General features: G+C 40.9%; 24 protein-coding genes. 21 read left to right on the top strand and 3 right to left on the bottom strand.

Translation table 11 applies throughout. The annotated features are described in order from the left end of the window. Positions 1–36 precede the first annotated feature (36 nt). From Q9312_RS07560 to Q9312_RS07550, 3 genes are all read left to right on the top strand, one after another. Positions 37–513 carry a BlaI/MecI/CopY family transcriptional regulator gene (locus Q9312_RS07560; protein WP_309203986.1) on the top strand — a complete coding sequence of 159 codons (477 nt, stop codon included), beginning with the start codon at positions 37–39 and terminating at the stop codon, positions 511–513. Positions 514–523: 10 nt separating this feature from the next. After that, positions 524–2,332, top strand: a complete 1,809-nt coding sequence (locus tag Q9312_RS07555) for a M56 family metallopeptidase (RefSeq protein ID WP_309203985.1) — start codon at positions 524–526, stop codon at positions 2,330–2,332. A 73-nt stretch (positions 2,333–2,405) separates the two neighbouring features. Next, positions 2,406–2,798 (top strand): hypothetical protein, encoded by a 393-nt coding sequence (locus tag Q9312_RS07550; RefSeq protein ID WP_309203984.1) that lies wholly within the window; start codon positions 2,406–2,408, stop codon positions 2,796–2,798. Positions 2,799–3,058: 260 nt separating this feature from the next. Here Q9312_RS07550 and Q9312_RS07545 read toward each other — a convergent pair whose 3' ends face one another. Then, positions 3,059–3,670: a hypothetical protein gene (locus Q9312_RS07545; protein WP_309203983.1), complete on the bottom strand. Its 612-nt coding sequence runs from the start codon at positions 3,668–3,670 to the stop codon at positions 3,059–3,061. 271 nt (positions 3,671–3,941) lie between these two features. Between Q9312_RS07545 and Q9312_RS07540 the strand changes: the two genes are divergently transcribed. From Q9312_RS07540 to Q9312_RS07485, 12 genes are all read left to right on the top strand, one after another. Continuing rightward, positions 3,942–4,289 carry a GNAT family N-acetyltransferase gene (locus Q9312_RS07540; RefSeq protein WP_309203982.1) on the top strand — a complete coding sequence of 116 codons (348 nt, stop codon included), beginning with the start codon at positions 3,942–3,944 and terminating at the stop codon, positions 4,287–4,289. 46 nt (positions 4,290–4,335) lie between these two features. Beyond that, positions 4,336–4,779, top strand: coding sequence for a gamma-glutamylcyclotransferase family protein (locus tag Q9312_RS07535; protein ID WP_309203981.1), 444 nt, complete (start codon positions 4,336–4,338; stop codon positions 4,777–4,779). Positions 4,780–4,861: 82 nt separating this feature from the next. Continuing rightward, positions 4,862–5,197, top strand: a complete 336-nt coding sequence (locus Q9312_RS07530) for a hypothetical protein (protein WP_309203980.1) — start codon at positions 4,862–4,864, stop codon at positions 5,195–5,197. A gap of 48 nt (positions 5,198–5,245) precedes the next feature. Continuing rightward, entirely contained in the window at positions 5,246–6,025 is a 780-nt protein-coding gene (locus Q9312_RS07525; protein ID WP_309203979.1) for an alpha/beta hydrolase, read from the top strand. Between the two features lie 42 nt (positions 6,026–6,067). Then, the gene (locus Q9312_RS07520) at positions 6,068–6,328 is read left to right on the top strand and encodes a hypothetical protein (RefSeq protein WP_309203978.1); all 261 of its coding nucleotides are present in this window, start codon (positions 6,068–6,070) and stop codon (positions 6,326–6,328) included. A 252-nt stretch (positions 6,329–6,580) separates the two neighbouring features. Next, positions 6,581–6,829 carry an RNA recognition motif domain-containing protein gene (locus Q9312_RS07515; RefSeq protein ID WP_309203977.1) on the top strand — a complete coding sequence of 83 codons (249 nt, stop codon included), beginning with the start codon at positions 6,581–6,583 and terminating at the stop codon, positions 6,827–6,829. A 438-nt stretch (positions 6,830–7,267) separates the two neighbouring features. After that, positions 7,268–7,510: a hypothetical protein gene (locus Q9312_RS07510; protein ID WP_309203976.1), complete on the top strand. Its 243-nt coding sequence runs from the start codon at positions 7,268–7,270 to the stop codon at positions 7,508–7,510. 83 nt (positions 7,511–7,593) lie between these two features. Next, the gene (locus tag Q9312_RS07505) at positions 7,594–8,088 is read left to right on the top strand and encodes a hypothetical protein (RefSeq protein WP_309203975.1); all 495 of its coding nucleotides are present in this window, start codon (positions 7,594–7,596) and stop codon (positions 8,086–8,088) included. Positions 8,089–8,238: 150 nt separating this feature from the next. Next, positions 8,239–8,847 (top strand): hypothetical protein, encoded by a 609-nt coding sequence (locus Q9312_RS07500; RefSeq protein WP_309203974.1) that lies wholly within the window; start codon positions 8,239–8,241, stop codon positions 8,845–8,847. A gap of 74 nt (positions 8,848–8,921) precedes the next feature. After that, positions 8,922–9,344 (top strand): hypothetical protein, encoded by a 423-nt coding sequence (locus Q9312_RS07495; RefSeq protein WP_309203973.1) that lies wholly within the window; start codon positions 8,922–8,924, stop codon positions 9,342–9,344. A gap of 30 nt (positions 9,345–9,374) precedes the next feature. After that, a complete protein-coding gene (locus Q9312_RS07490) occupies positions 9,375–9,773 on the top strand; it encodes a GTP pyrophosphokinase (protein WP_309203972.1) in 399 nt (132 codons plus the stop codon). A 185-nt stretch (positions 9,774–9,958) separates the two neighbouring features. Beyond that, a complete protein-coding gene (locus Q9312_RS07485; RefSeq protein ID WP_309203971.1) occupies positions 9,959–10,213 on the top strand; it encodes a hypothetical protein in 255 nt (84 codons plus the stop codon). Positions 10,214–10,248: 35 nt separating this feature from the next. On the opposite strand, the gene Q9312_RS07480 is transcribed toward Q9312_RS07485, so the two are convergent. Then, complete coding sequence (locus Q9312_RS07480; protein ID WP_309203970.1) at positions 10,249–10,629, bottom strand: helix-turn-helix domain-containing protein; 381 nt, start codon at positions 10,627–10,629, stop codon at positions 10,249–10,251. 312 nt (positions 10,630–10,941) lie between these two features. On the opposite strand from Q9312_RS07480, the gene imuA reads away from it, so the two are divergent. Genes imuA through Q9312_RS07465 form a run of 3 tightly spaced genes read left to right on the top strand, consistent with a single transcriptional unit; the run spans position 10,942 to position 16,608 of the window. Then, positions 10,942–11,745, top strand: a complete 804-nt coding sequence (imuA, locus tag Q9312_RS07475; protein WP_309203969.1) for a translesion DNA synthesis-associated protein ImuA — start codon at positions 10,942–10,944, stop codon at positions 11,743–11,745. A 7-nt stretch (positions 11,746–11,752) separates the two neighbouring features. Continuing rightward, positions 11,753–13,318 carry a Y-family DNA polymerase gene (locus Q9312_RS07470; protein ID WP_309203968.1) on the top strand — a complete coding sequence of 522 codons (1,566 nt, stop codon included), beginning with the start codon at positions 11,753–11,755 and terminating at the stop codon, positions 13,316–13,318. Next, positions 13,318–16,608 (top strand): error-prone DNA polymerase, encoded by a 3,291-nt coding sequence (locus Q9312_RS07465; RefSeq protein WP_309203967.1) that lies wholly within the window; start codon positions 13,318–13,320, stop codon positions 16,606–16,608. The genes Q9312_RS07470 and Q9312_RS07465 overlap by 1 nt, the downstream gene beginning before the upstream one ends. Here the strand turns inward: Q9312_RS07465 and Q9312_RS07460 are convergent. Further along, complete coding sequence (locus tag Q9312_RS07460) at positions 16,605–17,048, bottom strand: hypothetical protein (RefSeq protein WP_309203966.1); 444 nt, start codon at positions 17,046–17,048, stop codon at positions 16,605–16,607. The two genes, Q9312_RS07465 and Q9312_RS07460, sit on opposite strands and share 4 nt — an antisense overlap. A 201-nt stretch (positions 17,049–17,249) precedes the next feature. Between Q9312_RS07460 and Q9312_RS07455 the strand changes: the two genes are divergently transcribed. The 3 genes from Q9312_RS07455 (at position 17,250) to Q9312_RS07445 (ending at position 19,480) form a co-directional block, all read left to right on the top strand. Further along, positions 17,250–17,960 carry a methyltransferase family protein gene (locus Q9312_RS07455; RefSeq protein WP_309203965.1) on the top strand — a complete coding sequence of 237 codons (711 nt, stop codon included), beginning with the start codon at positions 17,250–17,252 and terminating at the stop codon, positions 17,958–17,960. Between the two features lie 520 nt (positions 17,961–18,480). Beyond that, the gene (locus tag Q9312_RS07450; protein WP_309203964.1) at positions 18,481–18,888 is read left to right on the top strand and encodes a hypothetical protein; all 408 of its coding nucleotides are present in this window, start codon (positions 18,481–18,483) and stop codon (positions 18,886–18,888) included. Positions 18,889–18,922: 34 nt separating this feature from the next. Next, positions 18,923–19,480 (top strand): hypothetical protein, encoded by a 558-nt coding sequence (locus tag Q9312_RS07445; RefSeq protein ID WP_309203962.1) that lies wholly within the window; start codon positions 18,923–18,925, stop codon positions 19,478–19,480. Positions 19,481–19,583: the final 103 nt, after the last annotated feature.

Below are 19,583 nucleotides of genomic sequence, written 5' to 3'. Positions count from 1 at the left end.
GAATTTACCTTATAATCTACATGTGTAGAGATAGGTATGAGTATGCGTTTGTCAGAGTTTGAATTAGAAGTGATGCAATTGTTTTGGTCGCAGCCGAGGTTGTCTGCACCCGAAGCTCATGCGCAACTTGGTGAAGACAAGGGAGTAACCTACTCAACCATTAAAACCATCATTGATCGACTCGAGAAAAAAGGAGCGCTTCAGCGTCAAGCGAAACAAGGACGAACGATCTACTATCAAGCTAACATTCAACCTCAGGCCATACAGAAACCGATGCTTCGCTCTTTTATTGCGAAAGTCTTTGGCGGCAAACGCGATTCGTTGCTGGTACACCTAATGGAAGATGAGCCGTTGAATGCGGATGACATAGCCTACCTAGAACAAATTTTAGAGAAAAAGAAAAAGCAGTTAAGCGATACTTCTCATTCAAAGAGTGCCTCAAAAGTAAAAGGCGTATCTAAAGAAAAAGGTGTATCTAAAGAAAATATCCGCTTAAAGCCAAAAGAAAGTTGAGGTATTGAAGATGATTTATTGGATAGTAACCACGGTATTCTGCCTCATCGCTTGGGTTAGCTTGTTTTTATTGAAGCGGGCTCCGGTAACTTTGCGATTGTACTTGGTGTTTACCGCTTTGGCTTCTTGGTTGGTGCCTTGGGAAAGGTTAATTAACTCGGTCGCTCAGCAGTTAAGTTCTGAGTTTGTCGAGAAGATAGGTTTAACCTTACTGTCTGTTCGAGTCAGTAACTCAGAGGCAACCACAATGGCTAACTCTAATGGTTTAGAAGAGTTGATAGTCGTGTGCTTTTCTTGGTTAGTTGTTGGAGCAATATTCATAGGACTTATTTCCTTTATCCGCGATGGCATTCTTTTTAGAAACAATGTTAATCAACCACTAGAGGGAAAAGTCAAAAAATTTGTGACACGATTTGGCCCGATTCGTCGTCCTTTGCAAGTGATTAAGTCGTCTCAAGTGAGTGCCGCGAGTTTGAGTGGTTGGTTACGATTAAGAGTGGTTATTCCTCAGTATTTTTCTGACACCCAAGTGAGAACGGCGCTTCATCATGAAATAAATCATATTCGACTGGGTGATACTTTCGCTAACGTTATTGTACTCCTTTTTGAACGGTTATTGTGGTGGCACCCTTTGGTCAAGAGTTTATGCCGTTCTGCGTATAGTTTAATAGAAATGCGTTGTGATGAGCGATGCGCAAAACACTTTGGTGCGGAGAACTATGCCATCAATCTAGCCGAATTATTTTTAACAAAAAATCAAGCATCGAGCACGGCGTTTTCGTTATCCGTTAGTTCAAAACCCAGCTTAATGCGTCAACGTATGGAGATGATTAATATGAAGTCAGTGTTTCAATGGAAAGAGAAGGTATCGCTTTTAAGTGCGATAATTTTGGCCGTTACTTGTATTGCAACGCCGGTTGTACTTAAAGCACAACAAAGCAAGTCGGAGCGAGCACGTCTAGAAACGGTAAAAGCAGAACCCGTGAGTCGTGTAGGCAAAAAACAAGAGCAAACATCGCGAGTTGAAAGCGCAAGAAAAGCAGAGCAAGTTGAGAGAGCAGAACAAGCTCAGCGAGTTGAACAAGTGGCGAGCGCGTCGTCTGCGCAAGCCGCCGCTCAAGTAACGCGTGTTGAGCAGGTTGAAAAAGCCGAGAAAGAGCAGCGTCAAACGAGTGATGTAAGGGAAAGCGCAGAATCATCGAGTGATCTTGGCGTGACTTTTCTAACGGTCCAATACGAACTCTCGAACAAAGGAAGCACTCGTACCCGTACTTTCGACGTAAGCTTTCGAGGGGCGCAAGAGCAAATAGAGCAACTCTATCAAGTCGCTCGTGACTTGCCCGTTGATGTCACCTCAAAGCTCGATCATGACGGCCGCCATATTGCGTTAGTGGTTCGAGATGAAGAATCCTATCAACGCATTGCTGACGTCTTTTCTGGCACTGAAATCGAAACGATTTTCAATAGTTTACAAGGCGATGATGTCGCGAGCGAGCAGGCCATCAGTCTTGCGATTGAATATCAGCAAGATCAACAAGCGGCGCAAAAATTTGAAATGCACAGCAAGAACCAACATTGGGCTTCATTTGAAGCTAATCCATACCGAATCGAGTTAAAGCCATCTTTGACTCTAGTCGACGGTGAACAGCGAATTTTACTTAATGCAAAATTGGTGGATACGGCGGCCGGTAATAAAATTATCGCTGAACCTGCTTTAATGGTTTTACCGGGAAGTGAAGCCGCGATTGAAGTAGGAGAAGAAGATGCACAAGGTCAATTTAAAGGCTTTAAAATGTCGGTGACTGCGACTGTACTGTAACTTATAAGCGTTGCCAGAATTTGAACAAACGAGTACTCTTGCACAGAATGTTCATCGTTGGCGGACTTTTATTGTGAAAAGACACTTAGTACTTATTAGTTTATTGCTCTCTTCTTCTATTTTATTGGCTTCTCAGGAGAGAGTTTATTCTGAAGAGAAGATGGTTGTTTCAGAAAGTAATATTACTCTGAAAGCAGATAGTGGTATGTATGAATACCAGTTTATAGGCAATATTGAGAATGGTGTTGACGTCACTTTAGGTCTTGATGAATTTAATGTTAATGAAGTATGGCCTGCATCCGCTTATGTGGGAATCATGCAAAATAATGACATGAACAATAGTTTTCAGTTTCTTGTAATTCAAAATAAACCTTCTGAAAAATTTATTATTGGTGGATATCGATTAGTTAAAGATGGTGAAGAGATTTTTAGAACGTCTATTTTTAAAAAAATCTGCTTGAGTTAACGAATGTGAAATTTCAGTTTTTAGATGGAGTTGTAGAGCTCAGCGTTGATGGCGAAGTGCCTATTAAAATTGAAACGCATTTAAGGAATGTTACACCTTATGTTTCTGTAGCAACTGGAAAAGCAACATTTCGAATTAAACACTAAAGGCTAATAGGACTTTAGATGGGTTTTGGTTCACTGAATAGCGCAGTCTTAGATTAATATTTGCGTATCTAAGACTGCCGCATGCAGAGACGATAGACACATTTCTACAAATGTTTATGCGTCAAAATCCCAGTAGCCAGCACATGGTCCTAACTCTTCAAAAGCAATATCACCAATTACGGCCAGTTCCATCAAGTATTCAGTGACAAAGTCTGCGCCAACGTCGGTGTTTAAATAGATGCCATCGCCTGCAGTTACATAAAGTAAGGTTTCTTCATACTCATCGGTGTTCGTATTATAGACATAAAAACCGTATCGATAGGTGCCCGCATCGGCACATACAGAGTCACTGACTTTTTCTAAGCCGCTATCCATAATGCTTGCGACACGATCGCTCATCGCATCAAGCTGACTGTAAGGTACCGTACCTAAAAGGTAGAGATTAGCAAAGTAATAGTCTTCGAGTTCTTGTTGAGTGTAACTGCCATCAAGGGTGATATTTGGAATGGCTGAATCTTCAGCTTTGCCGACTTGGCCTTGGCCATTAATGTAAAAAGCACGAAAATCATCGCCGAACGCTGAATTTTCATATTGAACGAAAAATAAAAACACTTCGTCGTTGTCGTCATCGGTATTGATTATTTTACAACCGCTGAGAGCGAAACCCAGCACGAGTAATATTGAGTAGTGTGTATAACGACTGCAAAGCTTGAGTAAAGTGCGCATAACTGATCCTTATTCTATTTACAGTATTTTTGGAGGGTGTTGTTATAGTAACGATAAGTATTTCGTTTGGTTGACGAAATTGCTGTGAACCGCGACATGGTTTAACGAGTTTTTCTCAAATCATTGTGTTCTGCGATGCTGAATTTGATGGTGTTTATTGTAATATAACCCTTGAGAGACGTCATTTACAGCGCGTGCTTTACTATGAGGACTTTATATTTTGGACATTCAGGTATTTGAGACGGCGCCTCAACCCGAGGAGTATTGTCAGATGCGTGTGGCGGCAGGCTTATCCCCCAAGTTATTAGAGGCTGCTCAAGTTGGCTTGCAGAATTCGTTGTTTGCGGTGTCAGTTCGAAGAAATGACAATCTAGTGGGAATGGGAAGAGTGATTGGCGATGGTGCTTGCTTTTTTCAAGTGGTTGATATCGCGGTTCATCCGAGTGCTCAAGGTCAAGGGATCGGCACTCTGATCATGCAACGTATTGAAGCCTACTTAAGAGAGGTTGCGAAAGAGGGGAGCTATGTCTCTTTAATGGCCGACAAGCCAGAGTTTTATCAAAAGCTTGGCTACCAGCCTACGGCTCCGGCAAGCGTGGGGATGTATAAAAAGTTTTAGTTAATAGGATTGATAAGTTGAATGGAGCTTATCGAAGAGTGTCAGTATGAATCCGTCAAATCAGAGTGAACAAGAACGCCTCGTGGTCTTTTTCTACGGTCTTTTTATGGATTCGGATATTTTATTAAGTAGTGGCGTTCAGCCTTTGAATCCGTGTCTCGCTTGGGTGGATGACTTCGCTTTGCGCATAGGCGACAGAGCAACCTTGGTGAAGCTAGACGATTCGAGAGCCTATGGTATTTTATATTCACTGACTAGTGATGATTTAAATAGGCTGTATGGACAACCCGGTCTTGAAGACTATCGAGCCGAGACAGTATCAGCACGGATTCTTTCTCAAAATGATGATGGAAGTAAGTTAGACGCTGTTTGTTATAACTTACCTCAAGGTGCTGAGCCCAAGGGTAAGAATATTGAATACGCAGAAAAGTTACAGCGGGTACTAATAAAGTATCAATTTCCTAGAGCATATATCGATTCCATCGGTTAAAATGCTATCTGAGTTTATTGATAACTCAAAGATCTAAAGGTATTTTTTATGAAAGGCTTATTTTTATGAAAGGATTATTCATATGAAAGAATCATTTTTATTAGTTGCTCTGTTGAGCATTTCTTTAAATGTCTTCTCTGCAACACAAAGTGGCAATCAAACCATTCGTCAAGTAGAGGTAACAGAAGACTTCTTTACTATTTATGTTAATGGCACTCTATCGACTGATAATTGTGAAGGAACAACTAAAGTTGTTTTTTGGCGTAATGACTATCCCAATGCCTACGAACATTATTTGTCAACGGCATTAGCGGCATTCACGGCTAAGAAGCAAATTAGCATGTGGCTTAATGGTTGTAAGAATGGACCTTGGGGTAAATCATTGGCCGTTCCTGGTAGTTTAGTTATTAAAGAATAGTTCTACTGTTGAGAGCTATAATTAGATAAACAATGATTTAGAGACTGTATGAAAAAAGTTTTAATGATGTTTTATTTATGGGGCGGATTTTTTGCTTCCGTTTCGTACGCAACCGAACAGACACTTTTTGATCAGTCTCGAAATCGTTCGATACCAATAAAGATTGACTTACCTAACGATCCAACGAATTGTTCCCTAGAAGAACCTTGCTCAGTTGCTCTTGTGAGTGCTGGTTACGGCGTTGCTCATACTGATTACCAGTTTTTAACTCGGCCACTGACGGATATTGGCTTTATGGTGGTGGCTATTGGTCATGAGTTACCAAGTGATCCTCCACTATCAGTCAGCGGCAACCTCTATGAAACACGACAAGAAAATTGGAAACGTGGCGCGCAAACGTTGGTGTTTGTGAAAGAGACGTTGCAGAAGCAATATAAGAACTATAACTTTAATGAGTTGGTTTTGATAGGTCACTCAAATGGCGGTGATATTTCTGCGTGGTTAGCTAATTCTTTATCATCGAATACTGGTGATGAGTCTTTTATTCGGTCTTTGGTGACTCTCGATCATCGACGCGTGCCGTTACCGCGCACTGACTTAATCGACGTATTTTCTATTCGAGCCAGTGACTTTGCTGCCGATAAAGGTGTTTTATTAACCGATGAAGAGCGCTCAACTTACAACAGCTGCGAAACGACGATTGCGAAAGCCAAGCATAATGATATGACTGACGGCGGGCCAGATTGGCTAAAGCAAGAACTCGCAGAACTGGTGTTTAACTTTGTTGTTGGCGTTTCGTGTGATTTGCTAGAAGAAACCATGCTCTAATTTTTTTGATTGGATTTGAATTAAGCCGTTAAGGGGAAGTTGATGAATAAAGAACAGCGTTTAAAAGAAATTGAAAAAGAATTTTTAAAGATAGCTCTGATAGATGCCGTGCCTATGTTGATGATCGGTTTGGGGCTATACGCTAAGTTTTCTGGCGACCAAGAGCCAATGTTCGATTTTTTAAAGAATGACTTGATTGTTAATGGACTCTTCGTTGTTGCGGTTCCGGTTATTGCGTGGTGCATGTTTAGGTCATTTCAGTTAGTCATAGAACGTGCTCGACTTGGTAGATCGGAAGATTGAAGTTAACCTTATATTGATAGATCGTTATATTGATAGACCGTTGTACTGATAGAACGTTAGAATAGTTAATCGCAGATTTGACAACAGGATGTCTTTAGGCAAGTATTTGAGTCTATTGAGTAAACACGTATATTCAATGAATGTACAGCGAATCCTTGAGTCGGTATTAGTGAACTTTGCTGTATACAAACAGCTGTTAAGTATATAAAGCAATACTTATCATTAAAGCATTGCTAGAAAATGGAAAAAAATATGAAATTATTAGTACGTAATCTAGACCGATCAATCACCGAAGAAGAGCTGAAAGTTTTATTTCAAGAATTTGGCGCGGTTCAATATTGTAACTTGGTAGTGGATAAGAGTAATGGATTATCAAAAGGTTTTGGTTTTGTTGAAATGCCAAAGCCCGGAGAGGCAAAAGCCGCAATGAAAAATTTAAACAACAAAATGGTTGGTAGTCAAAAAATCCGCGTAAAAAAGGCAGAAGATAAAAGTGTATAGTAAGGCGCTTAAGCAAGGAGTAATTTTCCGCTTAGCTTGGTGTAATACCCATTGAGTATGAACAAGATATTAAACACGTCAGCAACAATCGCTATCGTATGCATGCTCATTATGCGCATTGTTCCCTATTATGAGGGAGTTGCATTCGATAAATTTTGGTCAGTTCCTATGATAGTGTTGCCTGTGGGTATGATCGCGCTCCTTACATTCATTGTAACTGCTATCTCATGTCTTATCGCAATCGTAAGAAAGCGAAAAGGCATAAATCATCTAGTAGTGATGGTGTTGTTATCTATTATATTGGTAGCGATTTATACATTCCCATTTCCAAGTTTTGTCGATGGAATGAACGAAACAGTGCAAAGCGCCCTACCACGGGATGAAATAGTACAGCTTTCTTTAGAAGCCAGAAAAATTAATCCCAAATGGACGAACCGCGTGGAACACAACGCACTTATAGAGAGTTTGCGCGCTAAATACCCGAATGCTTTAAGTCTTTCCGATATGCCACCGAGAATTGAAGTGTCTGATAGTTATGTGTCAGTATTTTATGGTGGTGCATTGATAAAGCATTGGGGCTATTTGTTCACGGAATCAGATAGCTTTCCTATTGAGCACATACCTGAGGGCATGTATCGTCAGGTTTATCAAGGAGTTTGGGTATACCATGATATTTGGTGAAAGATATAACGAGGTTATCAGTATTGCTCCTGCAGAGCCGGGCACAGAAAGTATGCTCAGGTTATTGAGCACTAGGTATTAAAATGTATCGTTTTCCAAAATTCAAGTTTACCTACTACCGTCTTATTTATCCTGGCATTTTTGCAATGGCATTTACGGTGAGCGCCATGATGGGAGTATCAATTACGAAATCCATTTTTTTGGGTTTTGGGATGGTAATCGCCTTGATTCTCTTGAAAGTTGTAACAAAATTAAGGCGGTATAAACGCTTTCTGACTAATGTTGGAGACTCATATATTCCTACAGAAAAGGAAAAAGAAGAGCTCGTTATGGCCATGGTTCCTTTTGGTCATAGCAGTGTATCGTGTATGGCACAAGTTTCTCAAAAAGGTATTATTGTTGGGCGTTCTGGCATTTACCGATTAATTTCATGGCAAGACATTCGAAGTATTAGGAAGGTATTTTGTTATGGACATAATGTTGCTGAGTTGACTCTGGCTGAGAATGACCGTCTGTTATTTATCCCCTATTTTTCATGTATTCAAGAGTTTTGGGGTTCCACTGAACAAGTCAAATAAAAAACGTGCAGTTCGCGCGTCTCAATTGACCGTTATGCGAAAGAGGAATTAGTATTTTGCTAAGGGCGCTATTCAAGTGAGATGCATAACAACGATGAGGCTGAGATTAGTCTTGAAAACAAACCTAGGAATATTCTCTAAGGAATTAAATTGGAACTATTAAAACAGTTAAAGGAACATAATGGTGAGTTTGTATGTGAAGAGATTGGTGCTGAAGAGAATTTAAAACGGGTTGAATTTCGTCATATTTTCGAACCTCCTAAAAATAATATAGAGATTATAGACATCACTGGATTAAATGAGTTTTATGCACTGACCGGCTCCTTAACTCTTTACTATTGTGAAGAAAGTCGTGAGGCAGCTTTTTATATTGCACATCCTGAACAATGGGAAGCGTTAGCCGATGGGTTTTCTGATTGGGTCGATATGCTCGATGAAGATGAAGAAGAGGATGCTTTACCTAGTTGGTTTGGTACTCATAAAGTCATTGGAGAAATACCAGCGAGTGGCAATTATATTTTAGTTCCGACAGAAGGCGTTGAAGAAGGAGCTATTTATGAGTTTGAACACGATGGCTTTGAATTTATTAAGATTGGCTCATCCATTTTTGATTTTATTTATAAAGCTTTAGATCCAGATGAGACTCTTTTAATGGAAATGGCTTCTCACTTGCGATTTGTTTCAGATAGTAGCACTCAGCAATGGTGGATTACTGAATTAAGACATCACCATGGAAAAGTTGTAAAACATGAAAATTAATTGTTTAAGTTAAGAAATGATATTGTATTTGTTGAGTTTTATGAGTGATACAGATCTTACATTGGAGATACTTTATGAGCATGGTTCTTTGGGCAAATATTCTGGTCAATGGTGTTGTTGAATCAGACGAGGCAGATAAGTACGCATTATACAAGCATGCCAAAAAGATAGATGAGCTGACTAAGATATTACAAGTAGCTAGCTTTATGTCGATACATGATTGTACGGATATGGAGTTTAACATTTCAGAGCAAGAGTTACCGGATGGCATGGAGTCAACCGATGAACTTATGGCTATTAATGGTTTATGGATTGACGGTAGCGATGCAGTTGATATGTTAGAGCGTTTAATTGATGACATATCAAACAACTCTATTAAGTTTGGAATGCTGAGTAACGATAAAGACATTATTGTTGATGAGCTCAAAGAAAGCCTTGTTTTTGCAAAGAAGGCAAAAGAGCTTGATGGAAAATTTAATTTTTCTGTTGTGATGTAGAGAGAATAATGAGGGTATGAAGCTATTCGAATGTTAGATTTGGTAGAAAATATTTCTCGAGAAGCACATCTAGGCCAATATCGTAAAAATGGTAAGCCTTATATAGAGCATGTTATTGATGTTGTTTCTAAATTGAAGGATGATGATATTGCGAAAGCAGTTGCTTGGCTTCATGATGTACTAGAAGATACGGATATGAAAGAAAGTGATCTTCTAGATGCTGGTGTATCAAAGAACATAGTAGATATTGTCTTGTTGCTGACTAAAAAAAGAGAGCAATCATATGACGACTACATTAATAAAGTAAGAAAACATGAGATTGCTCGAAAAGTTAAAATAGCCGATATTATTTCGAATCTTAATGACAATCCAGGTAATAAACAGATTCTTAAGTTTTCTAAGGCACTCATAAAACTTTGTGGCAATTAAAAAGCCATACGTGCGGAATTTCTAGAAAAGAAAAATGAGCTTTTATGAAGCAGTACATATACTATGAAATATCAATGAGAAGAAAACTTGATTTTATCGTTCAGTATAAAATAGATCTCGATGAAGAATTAAAAGGAAGTAGGCCAAGTCAAGGAATGAGAGTTGACTTTTTATGAGGTCTTTAAATGAAAGATCATTTTGGCAATAAGGTCTTTGTAGGTGATAAGGTGAAAGTAATCACCGTTAACGAAGAATCGCTTGCTAATTTAGAGTCAGAACTTGCTCAAGAGATTCGTGATGCCGTTGGCCAAGTTTTCAAAGTTGATTTTATTGATGAGCATCAGAGGGCGTGGGTGGATATTGTATGTACCACAGGTGGTGATGAACTTTGCGGCCAGACATTATTTTTACGCTCACATCAAATTAGTAAAGTGGTTTAGTTGTAGTAGCTTATACTCGAGCTGACAGATTAGATTTAAGAGCTTGATTTAATCGTAAATTTATTAATTAAATTTTTGGCATAATTAATTGCATCACGTTCTATTTTAGTAAGCACGTCTTTTTCCCCTTTATTGGCTCCATGGATAATAGACTGTGCAAATTCAATAGCTTCGCGCTCAATATCATTGATTAACGGATGTTTGGTATGTTCGCTTGAGGTTTGCTCGGTCATATTATGCTCTTGCATGAGTTCGCTTACGGATGTTTCGAATACGGCGGCTAAACACTTTAATGATTCAAGGCCGGCTTTTTGTCCTCCTTCAATGCGCTGAATAGTTCGAGTGCTGAGCCCAGACTGTTGTGCGAGCTGCTCTTGTGACCATCCTTTGTCTAGCCGACGTTGCTTGATACTCATGAATGTCCTTATTTAAGTTTTTCTGCGTGTATATAGGAATACATTTATGACGGATATTTGCAGTATTTAACACGACATTAAGGCGACAATCATACGACACAGAGCGGCCAATAACGACTGTTTATACTTTGTTTATGATTCAATTTATCACCCATCAATTCTCTTTAAAGCTCCCAAACTATAAAGCGTTATTTTTCAAAAGGTTATTTTTTAAGGCCAAAAAACCGCTGGATCACTAATTAAATAAATGCTACTTATATAGGTAGTGTTTTATTGTTTGAGATTAGTATTTAGAAGGTTTTAGTCTTTAGTATGTCGAAAAAAGCATCTATTAATCAACTGCTTAGTCATCCTGCTCTGTGGCAAGCCAAAGATTCCAGTGTGCAACGGCACGTGCATTCGACTGGCTATCCGTCACTCGATCTGCAGCTGTTTGATGGTGGCTGGCCGCAAGGGGCCGTCTCTGAGTTGTTATTGGCCAACACAGGTGTCGGAGAGTTGCGTTTACTGAGCCCAATACTGGCTGAATTAACGCAACAGTCAGGTTATGTGGTGTTGGTGAATCCGCCATTTATTCCTTATGCGCCGGCATTGCTACGCACGGGTATTGCTCTTAATAAGCTTTTGGTGGTGCGCAGTAACGATGTCTCTTCGTTGGTATGGGCGACTTATCAGTCATTAACGTCACGTTCTTGTTCAGCGGTATTAACCTGGTTACCTGGGCATGCGCCGTATAAAAGTGAATTGCGAAAGCTGGCACTGGGGGCTCGGGAAGGGCAGTGTTGGAGCTTTGTGATGCGACATCAGCGAGCACAGCAGCATCCTTCTGCTGCAAAACTGCGAATGGCTTTATCGGCCACCGATAATGGCCAGACTCATATACAGGTGTTAAAGCAACCGGGCGGTTGGCAGGGGCGAGAAGTGACGCTTCAATTATTGTCTGAACAACGTCACTGGACGCGTTTGCCAGTGAATCATTGGCCGACCTACCAACCGTTAAAAAAGCACGAAGATCTATTATCGCCAGAGTTGACGCATGCGATTCCACGCTCTGTTGATAAGTGGCTTAAGCAAGTCACGCCGATTCCTCACGCTCAGCAGCCGTCAATTCACTAGGTGTGTTATGTGGTTGTGTGTGCGCTTTGCCTTATTGCCTCTGGAGTCTTTGTGGGGACATTCAGAAACAACGCCGGTTGCAGTAGGTGAGCAGCAACGTTTGGTTTGCTGTAACGCTTTGGCGTATCAAAAAGGTGTGCGGCCGGGACAAAGTGTTGCAACGGCTTATGCAGTGGCTGATAGTTTACAGGTGGTTGAACGGCGGGAGCATTTAGAGCAACAACAGTTAAAAAAGATGGCCCTGCAACTTTACCCTTTTTCTCCAGTACTCACTTTATGGCAACCTGATAAATTACTGGTTGAAATTGGTCGTAGCCTAACGTTATTTCACGGATTAGATCCACTGCTGAGTCGAATTCGTTCCGCGGTTGCTCAACATCATATGACCGCATGTTTTGGGTTAGGGCCAACCCCGAAAGCGGCAGAACTGTTTTCTTATTTAAGCTTGTCGGAGTCTTATCCTTTATGGAACACCGAACAGCAAGCGTTCGATAATAAGGCATTTTTAGCATTGGTCGATTTGATCGCGATTAATCTACTTCCATTACCAGAAAAACTGATCGATAAAATTTCAGCAACCGGTATCAAAACTATCGGAGGTTTACGAGCGCTTTCTACCGCGGCGTTAAATAAACGCTTTGGCCGCGAACTGGTGTTGTATCTACAGCAGTTGACGGGAGAGCACCCCGATGTTCAGACCTGCTTTCAACCACAAATCGAGTTTACTCAAAGCCTGGAGTTTATTGATGTTATTCATCAACGTGAAGCTCTGTTATTTCCGATGCGGCGATTGCTTGAAGATTTAATTTACTTTTTACGTTTGTATCAAAAAAGCGGGCAACTGTTGCGTTGGAAATTACGCGATAGTTATCAAGTGGCCTCTCAATTCGACGTGCATTTGTCAGACGCTCAAGTCGACTTTAATCGTTTTTTAGAGTTAACCCGATTGCAATTAGATTCGGTCAATTTAACCGGACCCATCGAGTGGTTAGAGCTCTCTATGCCTCGTTTGGTCGATGCCGATATTCAAGAGCAATCACTGTTTAGTCGTAGCGAGCCTTTTAATGATGAGCTGCATTTTGTCAGTAAAATCAAAGCTCGATTGGGCTACAGCAGTTGCTTGTGGTTAGTGCAAAAAAACGAAGTCATTCCAGAATTGAGTTGTTCGTTATTGAGCGACCAACCTTCAGACTATTCCAAGCAGCGAAAGTCGCAAGTTCAATCTCGACGCGCATCAAGATCGCTGAATGTTTCGAGTTCGACGCAACAAAAACAGAGCCTACAAGCATCAGAGCAAAACACCATGATGCTAGACGGTGACTTACTTCCGCAACAAAAAATACGTCCTAGTTGGTTACTACCTGTTCCGCAGGCGATTGGCCGAACCCCAGAACGTTTAAACTGGCAGGGTAAGTTACGATTAGTCTCACAACCAGAACGGCTTTTCCATCACTGGTGGAAAAAGCCCGTTTCTCGAGACTATTACGTCGCTCAGCATGAGTCGGGTATTTTTTATTGGGTTTTTTATGACCAGTTAAAGCAAGGATGGTTTGTGCAAGGAGTGTTTAGTTAATGACAAGATTATGGTCAGACTCATCGAATGATACTCGCTTTACTGCCGATTTTTTGGACTACGCTGAGCTTTTTGTCCGCAGTAATTTTTCTTTTTTAACCGGAGCTTCTCATCCAGAAGAGTTGGTAAATGAGGCGGCGGTGTTGGGGTATCGCGCTATAACCATTGCTGATGAGTGCAGTTTTTCGGGCGCTGTTCGTGCTCATGTTGCCGCTAAAGAACAGTCACTTAAACTTATCGTGGGGTCTTTTTTTCGTGTCGATTTCGCCTTTGAGCGTGATATGAACCTTATTTTACTATGCCCTTGTCGAGAAGCCTATGCACAAGTTTCATCATTGATCACATTGGCACGTCGGCGCTCTGAAAAAGGGCAGTATAAAGTATTGGCTAAAGATCTCGATGGCTTATTAGAGCGCCCTTTAGTGATATGGTTGCCTACTCGAAAAACACAAGTCAATAACAAACAATTAACCTTCTTGTCGAAGCTATTTAAACAGCGGTTATGGATTGGTTTTCACCGTTTATTGCAACACGACGATTATGCTCATTATGAGCACTGCCTTGCATTAGCAAAACAGTTTGAGTTGCCAATGGTGGCACAGAATAAAGTGGTTATGCATCAAGTTGAGCGGTTACCTTTGCAACACTGCTTAACGGCAATTAAACATAATAAATCGGTGCAGAGCTTGGGCTGTGACTTACTCGCTAACGGTGAGCAGCATCTGCGTTCTTTAGAGCGGCTGCAACAGCTTTACCCCGAAGCACTGTTACAAGAAACCATGAAAATAGCCAAGCGTTGTGACTTTTCGCTCGATGAACTGCGCTATGATTATCCCGACGAAGTTGTACCGGGTAATACTTCTCCTATCGCTTACTTACGCAGCTTATGCGAGCGTGGAGCACAACAACGATGGCCGCAAGGCGTCTCAGAAAAAACCAAAAAAACATTAGAAAAAGAACTCAATATGATCGCAGAAATGCGTTATGAACATTACTTCTTAACCGTTTATGACATAGTTGCCTTTGCTAGAGAGCAAGGTATTTTGTGTCAAGGTCGAGGTTCGGCGGCAAACTCTGTCGTGTGTTACTGCTTAATGATCACTGAGGTCGATCCCGAGCAAAGTGAATTGTTGTTCGAACGTTTTATTTCGAAAGAGCGTAATGAACCCCCTGACATTGACGTTGATTTTGAGCATCAACGTCGCGAAGAAGTCATTCAATATATTTATAAAAAATACACTCGAGAACGAGCCGCATTAGCTGCAACGGTGATCACTTATAAGATGAAAAGTGCGATTCGCGATGTGGGCAAAGCTTTAGGGATTGATTTAGCGGTAGTGGATCATTTAAGTCGTTCGTTAGCTTGGTGGGACAAACCGGATCGATTGCAAGAATATTTTAAGTCGACTCATCTCGATGCTCAAGGGCTGGTCGCTCAGCATTATTATCAATTAGTGATGAGCATTTTAGGGTTTCCCAGGCACTTATCGCAGCATGTTGGAGGCTTTGTGATCACCAATCAACCGATTGCTCAATTGGTGCCAGTTGAAAATGCCTCGATGCCCGATCGAACGGTTATTCAATGGGATAAGTACGATATCGAAGCGTTGGGTTTATTGAAAGTTGATGTGTTAGCTTTGGGCATGTTAACCATGATTCGTAAGTGCTTACAGTTAACGGCGCAGTATTCTGAAATATCGTCACTACCCGATATTCCTAAAGAAGATCCACTGACCTATCAAATGCTTACCCGTGGTGACTCGGTTGGTGTATTTCAAGTAGAGTCGCGAGCTCAAATGAGCATGCTGCCGCGTTTAAAACCGCAAAGTTTTTATGATTTAGTCATCGAAATTGCGATTGTAAGACCGGGTCCTATTCAAGGTGATATGGTTCATCCTTATTTGCGCCGACGAGAAGGGCAAGAAACGATTGATTATCCGAGCGAAGCGATTAAGCAAGTACTCGACCGAACTTTAGGGGTGCCTATTTTTCAGGAGCAAGTTATTCAGTTGGCGATGGTGGCGGCCAACTTTTCTGGTGGTGAAGCCGATCAACTACGTCGTGCTATGGCAACTTGGGGGCGCAATGGCGACCTTTACAAATTCCGTGATAAATTAATTGCGGGTATGTTAGCCAATGGGTATGAGCAACCCTACGCGGAACGAGTGTTTGAACAAATGAAAGGCTTTGGTAGTTATGGCTTTCCTGAGTCACACTCGGCGAGTTTTGCGATATTGGCTTATTATTCTGCCTGGCTGAAACGACATCACAGTGCAGCCTTTTATGTTGCGTTACTTAATAGTCAACCGATGGGCTTTTACTCACCTTCGCAATTAATTCAAGATGCACAGCGACATGGTATTAACGTTGCCCCCATCGATGTTGATTACAGTTTTTGGGAAACGCACCTAGAAGTTACTCGATTCGATGAGAAGCCTCTAGGAGAAAAGCAACAAGATAATAATCAATCCATTAAAGAACCCATTAAAGCACCCGACACAAAACAACGCATTGGAAGCCTTGAGCTTTTAAGCGAAGCTGATAAGCAACTGTTATTTAATAAAGCAACCTTAACCATTCGACTTGGATTACATTTAGTAAAAGGTTTTAACTCAGATGCAGCATATCGACTAGTTGAAGCGCGAAAAAAACAGTCATTTAATAACTTGCAAGATTTAGTACAACGAGCCGAATTAAATAAACAAGAGCGAGAAGCGTTAACGAAAGCGAACGCTATTCCTCGTTTAGCTCGTCACCGTTATCAAGCGCAATGGCAAGTGCTGGCGGTAGAGGAATCTCGGCCATTATTTCATGACTATGAAAGTCAGTCTCTTGAACCCCTTGATGATGGAACCCAATTGGCACCGCCCTCTGACATGGAAACGATGTTAATGGATTACCAAACAACCGGACTTACTTTGAATGAACACCCATTGGCACTCCTGCGAACAACCCCTGCGGTTAAACCGTGCAAACGGGCGAATGAGTTAAGACATATGCATCAAGGTCAATTCATTCAAGTTGCTGGCGTGGTCACCTGTCGACAACGGCCGGGCACTGCTGCTGGAGTTTTGTTTCTTACATTAGAAGACGAGACGGGTAATATGAATATTATTGTTTGGCGGCATACGGTGGAAAAGTTTAGGAAGGCGATAATGGGAAGCCGATTATTAAAAATTAAAGGAACCATTGAGAGAGAGCGTAAAGTGGTTCATGTAGTGGCCGGATATATTGAAGACATTAGTGAACAGGTTCCACAGTTTCGTCGAGTATCCAGAGACTTCCACTAAGTTTCTAGTTTTTGGGCTTTTGATGTCAACAGTATTTTTAGAATATACAGGCCGAGTAAAATATCAATGATGCCACAAAACTCAGGCCACCACGTAGGAGCGACGGTCATTTCAAATAGAGCAAAGTGCAAAAAGTCATAAACACCATGAGCAACAAAACCAAAGGATAAAACCAAAGCACTTACCGGTAACTTAAGTCGATAAGCAAGCCATGCTATGACTATAAATAATAAGCCGATAGCGACCTCGCGTAAGAGAGCTGAAACATTACCATCATAAATTGAGAACCACCAATAGTAGACTGGGAAAGTTGCCAAAAGAATGACGTAGTTTCGAAAGGTCACTTTAAGATGCTTTGAACGAAGAGAAACTATAATGAACGCTGAGACTAAAAGACCCGCTAGCAGTGCGAAACCATTGATTTGAGTCAAAATATTCATAATCTATACTTAGTTTAAAATCCTAGGTTCAGTCTCTAGTTTCAATACCTAGTTCAAATGTTTGGAGAATTCTAGTAGAGAACGCTTGTAGAGAATGGTCGCATAGATTAACGTAACTGCAAATTAACTAATTATTATAAAGTCATCACTCAGACATAATCAGCCGTTTGCGTATTAAACAGTTAGAATAGAAGCATCACTATGAATGTTCATAAAACCACAACGCAGACATCTCATTATCGAGCATGGATTCGCTTGGTTGTATTATATCTTCTGTTCCCTATTGTATTGCTTAGCTGCAGTGGTGATCTTTTCTGGTGGCAGGGATGGTGCTATTCAATAATACTCTTTATTGCAGGCGTTTATGGCAGGGCTTTAGCTGAGCAGCGACACCCTGGTCTCATGGACGATCGACAAGATATCGAACAGTTTAGACAGGCCAAGACTTGGGATAAACTTCTGGCACCTCTAATGGCGTTGAGTATAGGGTTTCCATTACAAATCGTTGCCGGGCTTGATCATCGTTTTCAATGGTCAATCGAGTTTTCAGTAGAAGTGACGATTCTTGGATTGATCTTAACTGCGCTGGGTTATGCTTTTGCTGTGTGGGCACTGATTGAAAATCGCTTCTTTCTAAGCGTTGTTAGAATTCAAACCGAGCGCGGGCACAAAGTTTGTGACACTGGTCCTTACCAATATGTGCGTCACCCGGGTTATGCCGGAAATGTTATTGCCTTATTTGGTATTGTTTTAGCGTTAAGCTCTTTGTGGACATTTATTCCAGTAGCCGTCGCTTTGATCATTACCCTTGTGCGAACTCACCTTGAAGATCAAGCATTGCGCAAGGAATTAACTGGTTATGAAGAGTATACTCAGCGAGTTCATTATCGATTAATACCTTGGGTATATTAAGTTGAATTAGTCTGGATTCCTCGTTACTTTTGAAATTGAGAGAGTTTAATATAGTTAGACAGTCAGACTTCGGCCTTGCCTTACGGTAATTAGATGTCGGTGGAAATTGATGCCGATGAAAATCAATGCCATTGATTCTCAGTCTATGAACTTCCATTTTTCGAAAATCTGCTCCGTACATAAGTTGAGCCATTAACAAAGGGCAGACGTTCATTTTGAAAAAAATATCTTCAATTTCATTTATCGATTCACTACTTAAACAAGCCTTTAATGCGAGGGCTTTCGGATATATATCTGTGGATAAATCACTAACTAATTTAATTGTTTGAAGAAGTATTGGAACATATACTGGGATCTTATGCTATTGAGCGATCTATACAGCATTATCAAAAAATATGATTTTCGCTCTAGTTATTACAGCAAAAGGGCTGTAGGCTACTCGGAGTGTAAAGTGAGCGGTTTATTTACGCTCTAATGAATATAATATACTGTTATGCGAAAGTCAAAATAAGGAGGACTCATGGAATTGAAATCAGGGTACCGTGTTCCATACGAGCCATGGAGTGCTATTGAAAGGTTAAAGAAAGATAAAGGTTCAGCTCTTGATGAATTGTGGGAAAATTTATACCATCAAGGTGATGTAGATACTGCTTCATACGCAAGCGTTCCTTTACTGGTTGAGAATGGATGCCTTGATCTCGTTTCTGCAATAGAGGTGGCGAGGAACCGAGAGGGAAATCCGGACATACCATACGAACTACAAGAAAAGTATTTCTCTGCATTAAAATCAGTTATTGAAAATGTTCCTAAAGATCTCGAATCATTAAAAGCTTACTATGTCATACATGCTTCATTGCATAATCAGATGGAATTAGCAAGGGTCTTAGACTTTATCAGTATTGAAGAAGTATTAAATGAAATTGAATAATCACATAACAAGGCGTTAAAACTCAAGGTAGGTCATGCCGCTATTCAAAAAGAAAGATTCAAATCAAGAGCGACTTTTAAGGATTCTTGATCAAATAAAGGCAGCGGAATCTCCCGAAGGTTGGGTAAAAGTAACTAGCGCCGCCGTAGGTGGGCTGAGTGATTTGGGCTTTTCTAAAAAAGGACCGTATTTGCTAGCAGTTTCAAGTCAGGGTCGTGGTGTTTTTGACTGTGATACGGGAAATAAGGTTGCACGAGATTACGGTTCTTATGGCGATTGGCTTAAGGAGCGAGAGCTTGTTTGTGAAGGTATAGGCCCAATTGATTCTGAGCAAATATGTACTTCCGGACTTCAAGGTGGCGGCCTCCCTCTTTCCAATCAATTTGGTGAAAGCATTGAAGTTGTTGCTCCAAATTGGCCTGTATATGATTTGTATTTCTGCAAAGACTACAAGTCTGCACTAGTTGACGGTCATAGTAGTTATTGCAAAAAGCTGGATTCTGAGCACCTTCGAGCTTACGGGTTTTCTTGGTGCGGTAAATATTTGGTTTCCGCCACAGGTAGTGACCTAACATTATGGAAAAAGTTATAACAAGCGCGTGCAAGGGACAAAACTACGCTCCGGCAAATTGTGGTTGGCTCCGCAAACTTTACCACAATTTACTTCCACTACGTTTTGCCCCTGACGCGAGCGT

The organism is Pleionea litopenaei (assembly GCF_031198435.1).
Classification (GTDB): domain Bacteria; phylum Pseudomonadota; class Gammaproteobacteria; order Enterobacterales; family Kangiellaceae; genus Pleionea; species Pleionea litopenaei.
The sequence above is the reverse complement of the archived record's forward strand: the minus strand, read 5'-3'. Positions and strand labels throughout refer to the sequence as shown.

Excerpts from the sequence above, each read along its gene's own strand:
- Q9312_RS07560 (WP_309203986.1), top strand. The coding sequence starts at position 37 with ATGAGTATGCGTTTGTCAGAGTTTGAATTAGAAGTGATGCAATTGTTT.
- Q9312_RS07555 (WP_309203985.1), top strand. The coding sequence starts at position 524 with ATGATTTATTGGATAGTAACCACGGTATTCTGCCTCATCGCTTGGGTT.
- Q9312_RS07545 (WP_309203983.1), bottom strand. The coding sequence starts at position 3,670 with ATGCGCACTTTACTCAAGCTTTGCAGTCGTTATACACACTACTCAATA.
- Q9312_RS07540 (WP_309203982.1), top strand. The coding sequence starts at position 3,942 with ATGCGTGTGGCGGCAGGCTTATCCCCCAAGTTATTAGAGGCTGCTCAA.
- Q9312_RS07535 (WP_309203981.1), top strand. The coding sequence starts at position 4,336 with ATGAATCCGTCAAATCAGAGTGAACAAGAACGCCTCGTGGTCTTTTTC.
- Q9312_RS07530 (WP_309203980.1), top strand. The coding sequence starts at position 4,862 with ATGAAAGAATCATTTTTATTAGTTGCTCTGTTGAGCATTTCTTTAAAT.
- Q9312_RS07525 (WP_309203979.1), top strand. The coding sequence starts at position 5,246 with ATGAAAAAAGTTTTAATGATGTTTTATTTATGGGGCGGATTTTTTGCT.
- Q9312_RS07520 (WP_309203978.1), top strand. The coding sequence starts at position 6,068 with ATGAATAAAGAACAGCGTTTAAAAGAAATTGAAAAAGAATTTTTAAAG.
- Q9312_RS07515 (WP_309203977.1), top strand. The coding sequence starts at position 6,581 with ATGAAATTATTAGTACGTAATCTAGACCGATCAATCACCGAAGAAGAG.
- Q9312_RS07505 (WP_309203975.1), top strand. The coding sequence starts at position 7,594 with ATGTATCGTTTTCCAAAATTCAAGTTTACCTACTACCGTCTTATTTAT.
- Q9312_RS07495 (WP_309203973.1), top strand. The coding sequence starts at position 8,922 with ATGAGCATGGTTCTTTGGGCAAATATTCTGGTCAATGGTGTTGTTGAA.
- Q9312_RS07490 (WP_309203972.1), top strand. The coding sequence starts at position 9,375 with ATGTTAGATTTGGTAGAAAATATTTCTCGAGAAGCACATCTAGGCCAA.
- Q9312_RS07485 (WP_309203971.1), top strand. The coding sequence starts at position 9,959 with ATGAAAGATCATTTTGGCAATAAGGTCTTTGTAGGTGATAAGGTGAAA.
- Q9312_RS07480 (WP_309203970.1), bottom strand. The coding sequence starts at position 10,629 with ATGAGTATCAAGCAACGTCGGCTAGACAAAGGATGGTCACAAGAGCAG.
- imuA (WP_309203969.1), top strand. The coding sequence starts at position 10,942 with ATGTCGAAAAAAGCATCTATTAATCAACTGCTTAGTCATCCTGCTCTG.
- Q9312_RS07470 (WP_309203968.1), top strand. The coding sequence starts at position 11,753 with ATGTGGTTGTGTGTGCGCTTTGCCTTATTGCCTCTGGAGTCTTTGTGG.
- Q9312_RS07465 (WP_309203967.1), top strand. The coding sequence starts at position 13,318 with ATGACAAGATTATGGTCAGACTCATCGAATGATACTCGCTTTACTGCC.
- Q9312_RS07460 (WP_309203966.1), bottom strand. The coding sequence starts at position 17,048 with ATGAATATTTTGACTCAAATCAATGGTTTCGCACTGCTAGCGGGTCTT.
- Q9312_RS07455 (WP_309203965.1), top strand. The coding sequence starts at position 17,250 with ATGAATGTTCATAAAACCACAACGCAGACATCTCATTATCGAGCATGG.
- Q9312_RS07450 (WP_309203964.1), top strand. The coding sequence starts at position 18,481 with ATGGAATTGAAATCAGGGTACCGTGTTCCATACGAGCCATGGAGTGCT.
- Q9312_RS07445 (WP_309203962.1), top strand. The coding sequence starts at position 18,923 with ATGCCGCTATTCAAAAAGAAAGATTCAAATCAAGAGCGACTTTTAAGG.